At 34.5% G+C, this 11,461-nt stretch carries 2 protein-coding genes; both read left to right on the plus strand.

The features are described from left to right. The first annotated feature begins 164 nt into the window (after positions 1 to 164). Complete coding sequence (locus tag IKS50_RS08085) at positions 165 to 9,251, plus strand: Ig-like domain repeat protein (RefSeq protein WP_292848137.1); 9,087 nt, start codon at positions 165 to 167, stop codon at positions 9,249 to 9,251. A gap of 158 nt (positions 9,252 to 9,409) precedes the next feature. Next, a partial coding sequence (locus IKS50_RS08090; protein WP_292848140.1) for a DUF1565 domain-containing protein occupies positions 9,410 to 11,461 on the plus strand: 2,052 nt, incomplete at its 3' end.

Consider the following 11,461-nt stretch of genomic DNA (forward strand, 5'->3'; position numbering starts at 1 on the left):
TCGTGTTTTTTTGACTAAATTATATTAGATTTTTTTATTCAAGTATACTTGATTTATTCTAATTAAAACATTAATTATTAAATATGAGTAATATTATATATTACATCATAAAGTAAAATTTACTTTTTATTATATTTACTTTATAAAAAAATCGAGTGGTCAAATTGAAATTGGATAATAAAATTTTTATTTGTGCACTCCTAGCATTAATATTACTTTTGTTTATTGGTGCTACAAGTGCAAGTGATACGCTTGAAGATAATTTAGCCACTAATGCTACGGGAGATGAAGTAATTAGCGTTAGTGAAGCTGAAGATGCTTTAAGTGAAGGAAACACTATCATTGTTGATGGTGGGGGCGATGGAAAGATATCTGCTGCTGTTAGTTCTGCTAATGGTGGAGATACAATATATATTAAGAATGGAGAATATACAGAAAGTAATACAATAACATTTACAAAATCTTTAACTATCACTGGAGAAAGTCAGGATGGTGTAAGGATTACTGGAGCGGCCAAATCATTATTTAGTGCAGTAGAACCTGCAATGGACTTGTCATTTAATAACTTAACAATTTTAAATGCGGGTGGCAGTTCAAATGCTGCATTAAAATTAACATATAGTGGGCATTCTTTAAATGTTGTTAATTGTACTTTTGATAATTGTGGCAGTAAATATGGAACTATGCAGTTAGGACATCCTGGAACCGCTTTAATAGATAACTGTAAAATTTTGAATTCAAAAGAAACAACAAGTGCAGGTTCCGGTGCTATTTATGTAAGTGGTGCGGGTACTTTCACAATCAGAAATACTATAATTGACAATGTTCAGTATACTGTTGCTTCATCATATATGAATGGAGCTATTTATGTTTACAATGCTGGGGCAGTACTTAATATTGAAAACACTGTTATTTCAAACGTTACTGCACCAACAAGAGGAATTATAAATACTGTAGGAACTGTAAACATTAAAGGTTCTAAATTTATGGATAGCACATTAAGTCAATTTAGTACCTCAATAACTAATCATTTAATTTATATCGGAGATAAAGGCAGTGTAAATCTTGAACAAACTGAAATTTCAGGAAATACTTGTGTCGATGAATTATTCAATAATTATAAGGATACTTCTAAATTAAAAGTAAACCATTGTAATATTCATGACAATTCCGCAAGCGGAACCGTAAATTCACTTGGAACTATTGATTTAGAAGCAAACTACTGGGGATCTAATGACTTGCCTAGTGGTGTTTCTGCATCTACTTGGATTGTAAACAATAATGGCGTTTATGAATACAATAACGGAGATGCTTTGGATGTTGTCATTCCGGGTCTTAGTGATGGCGGTGATGAACCTGTAGCTGATGGTACAATCTATGTATCAACTGCTGGTGATGATGCAAATACTGGTTTAACTAAAGATACTGCAGTTAAAACCATTGCAAAAGCAATTGAGATTGCGGAAAATGGTAAAATTGTCATTTTAGCAGGTACTTATACTCTCGATGCAACATTAACTGTTGCCAAAGACATGGCTATCACAGGTCAAGGTGAAGTAATAATCGATGGTAACTCAGCAAGAATTTTAGAAAACACTGCAAACCTTAACCTGACCAACATTGCATTTACCAACGGTAAAGCAGCATTCGCATCAGCTATTTTAGATGATGGAAATATGATAATAACTAATTGTGTTTTCTATTCAAATAGTGCAACAGGTAATAGTGGAAATGCTATTAATAACAGAAAAGGTTCAATGGTTATTGATAATTCCAAATTCTATGAAAATAAAGCTTCAAGAGGGGTTATTGGTTCACAATCTGGTACTAATTTACTTGTTAATAATTCCGAGTTCTACAATAATGATATGACTTCAATATCCACTACTTACGGTATGATTTACTCAAATAGTGCAGATACTATTGTTGAAAATACCGTATTCAGAAATAATAAAGCCAAAAGTGGTGGAGCAATTTATACAACAAGAGCTACATCCAGTACTACTGGAACTTTAGAAGTTACAAATTGTACTTTTGACAACAATACTGCTTATCAAGGCCCAGGTGGAGCAATATTTGCTGGAAGGACTCCAACAACAATCAAAGACTCTACATTTACAAACAACCAAGCTACTAATGGGGAGTATGTTAAAGGTCAAGGTGGAGCAATCTATCAGACTTTAGATGACCCTAAATCCGCAATGACTATTGACAATTGTATATTCATCAATAACACTGCAGGTGACCTTGGTGCTGCAATATTTATCAACACTAATCAAGGAACTTTCGATATCGCAAATTCTGTCATCATTAACAAAGAAGGAGATGATAATTATGCGATTGACAAAAAAGATGGAGCAACTACTGTTATTACCGCTGATAACAATTATTGGGGAAATAACACTAAAGTCAACTTTAATTTAGATGAAGATTCAGAAATTGCATTGGATGTTTCCGTCATCGTTGATGATGAATCCACCGGTGCAGTAACAATCACTGCAAAATTCTCAAAAGACCTTCCTGACGGCATCGAATTGACTTTCTCCACTGATTCAGGTTCATTGGATAAAACCGTTTCAAATGATAATGCTGGAGTTACTGTAAAAGGAACTGTTGGTGAGACAGATAAGGACGTTCTTGTTTCAATTAACGGAATTCCTCAATTCAGAGTGGCTCTTGGAGAAATTTTAGATGTAATCTATGTATCTCCACAAGGTAAAGATACAAATGACGGATCATTAGAAACTCCTGTTGCAACAATTGCACGTGCTCTTGAATTAGCTAAAAAAGGCCAAATTGTTGTATTGGAAGGAACATACAAAGTTAATGATTTGGGAACTATTTCAAGTGATTTAAACATTACAGGTAACGGAACTGTTATCATTGACGCTCAAAATAACAACAGGGTTTTATATGTGGGCACCGATGCTAATGTAATTCTTAAAAACTTAATTTTCATAAACGGTTACACTTCAGATGTAAGCGGTGCTTTACTTGGAAATGCTAATGAATTAACTCTCATCAACTGTACTTTAGCAAACTCCTCAGCAGGCATAAATAATGGTGGAGCAATCTACAATGTAGGTAAATTAACAATCATCAACTCCACTATTGCAAACAACACTGCCCGTGAAGGTGGAGCAATATTTACAAATGATGCATTAGCTAAAGGAGCAAGCATTGTCATCGACAATTCCGTATTTGAAAACAACATTGCAACCGGTAATGATAACTTAGGTGGTGGAGCGATATTCACTCAACAAATCGCTGAGTTTAGAATTACAAACACCACATTCAGAGATAATGAAGCACAAACCAAATCAAGCGGTGGAGCAATATTCATTTCACATTCCACAGCAACAATCACAATAACCGACTCCAAGTTTATCTCAAACTTCGCTAAGGGTCAAAGCAATGTTGGCGGTGGAGCCATCTACATGGCAGGTGCTTCAAACTATGAAAGAAAAGGCACTTTAGACATTACAAATACCTTATTTGATTCCAACATTGCAGGTTACGATGGTGGAGCTATTTACGTAAGAGCAACAACCTTAAAAATTGCAAATTCTGTTTTAATTAACAATGCAGATCAAAATGGATACGCAATTTTCGGATATGGAACCGAACAAGTAAACCCTTCAATCACCGCAAATGATAACTGGTGGGGAAGCAATGATAATCCTAAAGACAACATAGGAGGATACAGGTTCACTCCTAGTGTTGCAAGATGGGCTATCATGACAATCGCTAACGCTTCAGAAATCAAAGCCGGCGAAAACGTATTGTTAACCGTAAGCATTAACAATTACACAACAGGCAGCGCAAACGGCACATTGGCTAACCCAATTAAAGTTGCTCTTCCTGTAACTATCAAAACAACTTCCGGCGATATTGAAGGAGTATTGGAAAACGGCGAATTCACCACCAATTATGCAGTTCCTGAAGGATTGAAATACATTAGTGCAACCTTGAATGATGAAACAGTTGTGTTATATGTTGTTCCAACTGTAACTATTGTTGAAATCAATGACATTACTGCAAAACAAGGTGAAAGAGTAACCTTCGAAATAACTGTGGTTACAAACGATGGAACTATCGTTAACAGCGGCCATATTGAACTTTACATCGGCGATAATCTAATGGCTAACATTGCAGTCATCAATGGAACAGCCAGTGACAAATTCATGATTGTCAATGCTGAAGGAATATACAATTTAACCGCTAAATTCGTGGATGATTCATTATTATTCACTGAAAGTAATGATACAGCAGTTTTAAATGTCTCTGGAATTTATAATATTGTAACTAAAGACAATTTCTTCGAATTCTTTGGAGATAATGGAGTAATATCAAGCGATTTACCATTCAATGAATTAATATTCCAAGGTGAATTCAAAGATTTAGGCATTAATGTAATTACATTAAACAAACCTATATCAATTGTTGGTGATGAAGCGGTATTAAATAATATTGCGATTTCTGCTTTAGGAAATGACATAAAATTAACCAATATTACCTTAAACGCTAATGTTGATTTCATGAATAATGCCGGTGCAGCTATTTTCGTCATGGGTTCAAATTCTGCTTTGGATAATGTTGTAGTAAACTACACAGTTCCTGATGATACTGAAGGATTTGGCATTTATGCTTATGAAGCAGATGGATTCACATTAACCAATTCCAAAATCATTTTCGATGGAAATAATTTAAATGGTGATGTTAAAAATCATGCTTTACGTATCTGGGAATGTGATGATGTTGTAGTTAAAGGAAACCTGATTAATGCGACATTGCCTTCCGTAAACTGTGATTGGAGTGCATGGGGAAGTATGGATACCGATTTGGTATTGGCTGTAGGTATTCAAAATGGTGAAAATATCCTTTTCACTGAAAACCAAGTATTCTCCAACGTAAAAGCGGCAGCTAGCGGATACCCAACTTTAGACACCATCATTGTTTATGGATCTACAGATATCGTAATTTCCCACAATAATATTACTGAAAACGACTTTACTGGTCAAGGTATTCCAGGTTACTCATATTGTGTGGATTTATACAGCTTCAACGGTGCAACCGTTGAATACAACAATATCTATGTAAAAACATCAACTGGTATTGAAGGAGCTGGAACAGCTTACTGTGTCCAGGCTACAGGACCATACACAGGTTTCGTAGTGGACCACAACAACATTACTGCAATCGGCGCAGGCCCTGCATTAGGTATCTACTCACAAAACTATAACGGTCAAACAGACATTATAGTTACAAACAACTACATCAATGTTACAGGTTTGGCAACTGGCAGTTATTATGCTTTAGTTTCAGGTATGGAACTTCAAGATACTGTTGCAAAAGTATACAACAACACTATATATTCATATAATGTTGGTACAGGTACTAGCGGCCTATTTGGTATAAGCTATGCTCAAAGTACTAGTGGAAATCATTACTTTGATATCCAAAACAATACAGTCATTACTGAAGGTGCATATGCAGTATACCTTAAGAGTGCTAAAGATTCCACCATTAAAAACAATATTTTATATGCTGATGACTTAGTAGGTGATGAAGCGGCAATGATTGGCGGTGGTAGCGGCAATGTAATTGAAAACAATTATCCTATTGTATGCAACAACATCACTGTTGTAGCTACAGACGTATTTGAAGGCCAAGCAACTACAGTTACTGTAACCGTTCCTGACGCTACTGGCAGCGTAACAATCAGAGTAAATAATAAAGAATACACTGTTGATTTAATTGATGGTGTTGCAGTTAAAGAAATTGAAGATTATGGCGATGACTTTAATGTAGAAGTTACTTATAATGGTGATTTAAAATACTTGCCTAACACTAACTCAACCACCTTCAAAAAACTTGATAACATAGTAACTCCTGATGAGTTCTATGCTTACTTTGAAGCTGACGGTTCATTAAAATCAACAATGCCATATGCAGAATTAATATTCAACGGAACATTCGAAGATTTCCCATACATAGTGATTAAAAAATCAGTTACCCTTAAAGGTGGAGATTCAGTATTCTACAACTTCGGAATTGTTGTTAAAGCTTCTGATGTAACTGTAGATAATTTCACTATTTCAATCACTGTTGATGAAGACGATGCTATTGTGATTAGTGCTGTAAACGTTGATGATGTAACTATTACCAACAATAATCTTTACTTGGAAAGTCACATTACCGACGATACATTTGATGCTAATGCTATTAATTTAGATAGAGTATCCGGTGCTACTGTCCTAAACAACACTATCTACACTAGCTTACCTGCTTTATATGCAAGCAATTATGACATGGAAAACTTCATGATGGGATTGAATACTGTAAATCCTGTCAGAATCAGAAACTGTGAAGATGTCAAATTTAAAGATAATGATGTTGAATCATATGTCAATGATGTAAGCGCAAGTTACCCAACAATCCAATGTTTATTCGTTGTCGGATCCAAAAACGTTTTAATCGATTCCAACAACTTCACAATGGATGATGAGGTTTCACCTTTAGGAACACCTGTCTATCTATACGCAATCAACTTTGGATATGATGAGAAGACAACTATTTCAAATAATAACTTCTATATCTCCACTTTAAGTGGACAAGATTCCGCTGGAACAGCATATGCAATACAAGGTGTCGAATCTGAATTGGATATTATTGGAAATAACATTACTACTATCTCAAACGGTCCTAACTTAGGTATTTACGTAGCCAGTATGATGGGAGGTTCATCAGAGCTTTACATTGAAGGAAACATTATTAATGTAACCGGTTATGCTGTATCTAGTGCACAATGGGCATTGGTATCAGGTATTGAAATGACCAACGGTAATGCAAAAATCTACAATAACACCATTTACACAAATAACAAAGCGGGTTATGTAGAAATCGCACCTGTACACGGTATCAGTTATGGCCAATACATGTACGGTTCCCGTTCCATCGATGCTCAAGACAATACCATTTATACAGAAGGTAAATACACAGTATCATTCTTAGACCCAAGCGGAATGTCAATTACTAATAACTACCTAATTGCGCATGACCTCAAAGGTGATGACTCAGTATTAGGTGCGGAAATCGTAAAAGACAACCTTCCAGCTAAAGCTAATTTAACTGTAACTGTTGAAGATATCACTGTTGGTGAAGTGGCTGTAATTAAAATTACCCTTGATGAAAGAGCAATTAACAATGTCACTGTTCTTGTAAACGGTAAATATTATGATGTTGAAATTAATGAAGGCAAAGGACAAATTGAAATTTCAGACTTAAGTGTTGGAGAATATGCCGTAGTCGCAACTTTCGCCGGCGATTATTATGTAATAGAAGATGAAAATTCAACTACATTCAATGTTGATAAGATTGCATCCGAATTGACTATTACTATTGGAGATATTGTCGTTGGTGAAGATGTAAATGTAACCATTTCAGTTCCGGGCGTTGCTGGTGAAGTGACTGTCTATGTTGATGGTGCTAAAATGGTTTTACCATTAACTGACGGTAATGCTACTTACACAATTCCAAGCATTTCTGCAGGAGACCATTCAGTAACTGCAGTTTACCTTGGTGATAAGACACACAGTATAGCAACAAACACTACAAAATTCACAGTTGAAAAATTAGCTACTACAATTGAAGTGCCTTCAATTGAAATTAATGCTGGCGAAACTGCTGAATTTGATATTGTATTGTCTGCTAATGCAACTGGTAATGTTTTAGTGAAAATTGGTGATAAAACTGCTTATGCTGCTATTAAAGATGGCATAGCACACGTATCCATTTCAGGATTACCAATCGGAGTATACAATATTTCTGCAATTTACACTGGTGATGATTTCTATGGTGAAGCTGAGAGCAATTCCTCAACCGTAACAGTTAATGCCCTTGATTGCGGATTGTCTGCTAATGCAACCAATATTGTTGTTGGAGAAGATGCTGCAATTAACATTGAAATCAATAAGGAAATTACTGAAGGTGTTAAAGTTGTATTAGGTGAAAACGAATATCCTGCTGTCTTAACTGATGGTAAAGCTATTGTTTACATTCCTAATTTGGCTAACGGCACTTACACAGCTACCGTAATCTTTGCAGGAAATGAAAAATTCGCAGCTAAAGAAGTGGAAGTCACATTCACTGTAGGCAAAAAGGAAATTCCTGGAGACATCAATATTACTATGGACATTCCTGAAGGAACTACCTCTCCTGAATTTACTGTTAACTTGCCTGCTGATGCTACCGGTAACTTTACTGTGACTGTTGACGGCAAAGACTACACTGCTCCTGTAGTGAATGGTAGTGCTACTGTTAAAGTCCCTGATTTAACTGTTGGAAACCACACAATCTCATCATCATACTCTGGTGACGATAATTATGGCGGATTCACTTCAGACAATCAAACCATAGACATTCCAAAAGCAACCATTCCTGGCGGCGACAGTGTATTAGACCCAACTACTCCTGAAGGATCAGATTCACCTTCATACACAATTAGCTTACCTGCTGATGCTACCGGTAACTTAACAGTGACTGTTGATGGTGTAAACTACACTGCTCCTTTAGTAAATGGTACTGCTACTGTAACCGTTCCTAAATTGGCTCCGGGCGACCACAACATTACCGTTACATACACCGGTGATGGTAAATACTCAAGTATTTCCAAAAACACCAAATACAATGTAAAAGAAAAAGCAGATGATGTGAAACTTGTAAAACCTAAAGACATTACAATGCTCTACACTGCTAAAACTCCTTACAAAGTACGTGTAATGGTTAATGGTAAAGCTGTTGGCGCAGGACAAGTTGTAACCATAAAATTCAACGGCCAAACATACAATGTCAAAACCGACAAGAATGGATACGCAACTTTAAAATTGCCTGATGTAAAACCTCAAAAAGCAGTATACACAATAACTGCTGAGTACAAAGGCGTAAAAGTTACCAACAAAGTCAAAGTAAACAGTGTAATCAAAGCTAAAAAGGCTAAGGTTAAAAAATCCAAAAAAGTCAACAAAATCAAAGTTACCTTGAAAAAAGTAAACGGTAAAGCCCTCAAAGGCAAAAAACTCAAACTTAAAATCAACGGTAAAAAAGTAAAAGCTAAAACCAACAAAAAAGGAAAAGCAGTTTTCAAACTTAAAAAGAAAGTTGTTAAAAAACTTGAAGTTGGTAAAAAATACAAATACACTGTAACTTTCGGCAAAGACACAGTAACCAAAAAACTCAAAGTTAAAAAATAGAGATTAAGTTCTCTATTTTTCTTTTTCTTTTTTTTAAAAATCATTTAAAATTTGATTTATAGGACTCTTTTTTGATAAATTTATATATTTTATCTAACATAGATATTAATGATTCAAATTATATTTAGTTTTTATCAAAAGGGTTGATATTATTGAAAATGGAAAATTTTTATTTATTATTTGTATTCTTATTAATACTAATATTGGGAGTTAGTAGTGTAGCTGCAAATAATGTGGGGGAATCCCCGGAAATTTTAAATAACGATTCTTCAATGCAGTTAAATGATAATTTAGCTAACGTAGAAGATTCACAGGATCTTCTTGAAGATTTAAATGATGAAATAATAGTAGAGGATTGGGATGAATTAAATTATTATTGTTCTTTAAATGATAAGAACTATAATCTAAAATTAAAAGAGAATACTAATTATTATCCTACAAATCCATCCTCTGATGATTATCAGATTATTATTAAAAATAATGTAACAATTACTGGTAGTTCTGGAGCATATATTGGTGATGCGTCACCTAATGCTAGAAATATCAATTATGCTCCAATTAAAGTTTTAGATAAATCAGGTATTGGTATAACATTACAAAATATTACATTTAAATGGATTTCTACAAGTTACCAAACTGATGGAGTTTTTCTCATATTGGGAGGTGATGTAAATAATACAATTAGAAATTGTACTTTTACTAATATTACTACTGATATGGGGCATTCATCAATACTTCATATCAAGTATGGTGATTTGGATGTTATCAATTGTACTTTTACAAATTGTACCACTGATTTTGGTTGTATAAGTGTGTATTGTCCAGCTGATAATCCGAGTGATATATGTACTGGTGCACGTATGGTTGTTAGAGATTCATACTTCAGCGATAATTATGCTAAAACAGAACCTGGTTGTATTAATAACTGTGGTGTGCTAAGTGTATACAATTCTACATTTTATAGAAATAGTGCTTTTTGGTGGGCAGGTGCAATACATACTCATGGTGGTGGTAATACTTCATTATATAATTCCAACTTTATAGATAATGTAGCTGGTTGGAATGGTGGTGCATTATATACATATAGTTATTTACAGATATATGGCTGTACATTCATAGGTAATAATTGTACTACTAACAATGGTGGTGGTGCAATAGGTGCTTGTAAATATTTACATAGTCCATACATCTACATTGAAGATTCACTATTCCAGGATAATGCCAATAATTGCTGGGGACTCGATGAGTTGTCAACTACCGGTACCGGTCGTGGTGGAGCAATTTCTCTAATGGATGACGGAAGCATAGATGTCATAAACTCAACATTCATTCATAATTCTGCTTCAATGGGAAGTGCATTAGCAATAATTGCTCAAGGAAGTTATGGAAGTCCGGACGTTACTATAATAGGAAATACTTTTATCAATAACACCCGTATGGGTGATGTGCTATACATTTACTTATCTAAAACATCAAAATGTGAAATTAGAAACAATACTTTTGAAAACAGCACAATTGAACTTTCAAAGCTCAGAATCGAATCTGATGATCCTTTTGATAATGAAATAACAATTAATATCGACACCGCTTTAAAAAATCCTAGTGCTTATGATGGTGATATTTTAGATAAACTTGAATATGATGTATATGTTGATGGAGAATTTTATCAGAGGGTAATGGGTAAAAAATTTAATTATACTTTCAATGATGATGGAAAACATGATATTTTCATAGCTTCATCTATCTCTAGCGATGTAAGTAACACAATTTCTGTAAGTAATAAGAAAGAATACATCTTCCTGTCAAAATCTGGAAATGATAATAATGATGGAAAGTCCAGAACAAGCCCTGTAAAAACATTGACAAAAGCAATTCAACTAGCAAAAGACACAGGAAATATTCACATATTGGATGGTGCATATGACGAGTCCAATTTTAATATTGATTATGATTTGGTAATGAAAGCGGAAGATGGTGTGACATTAACCGGTTCTGGAAATAATTTATTTAATATAACTTCTAGTTCAGTGACATTTAAAAATATAGTATTTTCAGATATTACGCAAACCTCTCAAAACTCCAGGATAATTTCAACTAACGGCAAATTGATATTGGAAAATTGTAAATTCATTGGTGGCGATTATAGGTATTATGGTATTGATGCCAGTGAAATTAGCTTAACCAACATAATTTTTGATGGCATGCAATAT

It is taken from the genome of Methanobrevibacter sp. (assembly GCF_017539065.1).
Taxonomy (GTDB): domain Archaea; phylum Methanobacteriota; class Methanobacteria; order Methanobacteriales; family Methanobacteriaceae; genus Methanocatella.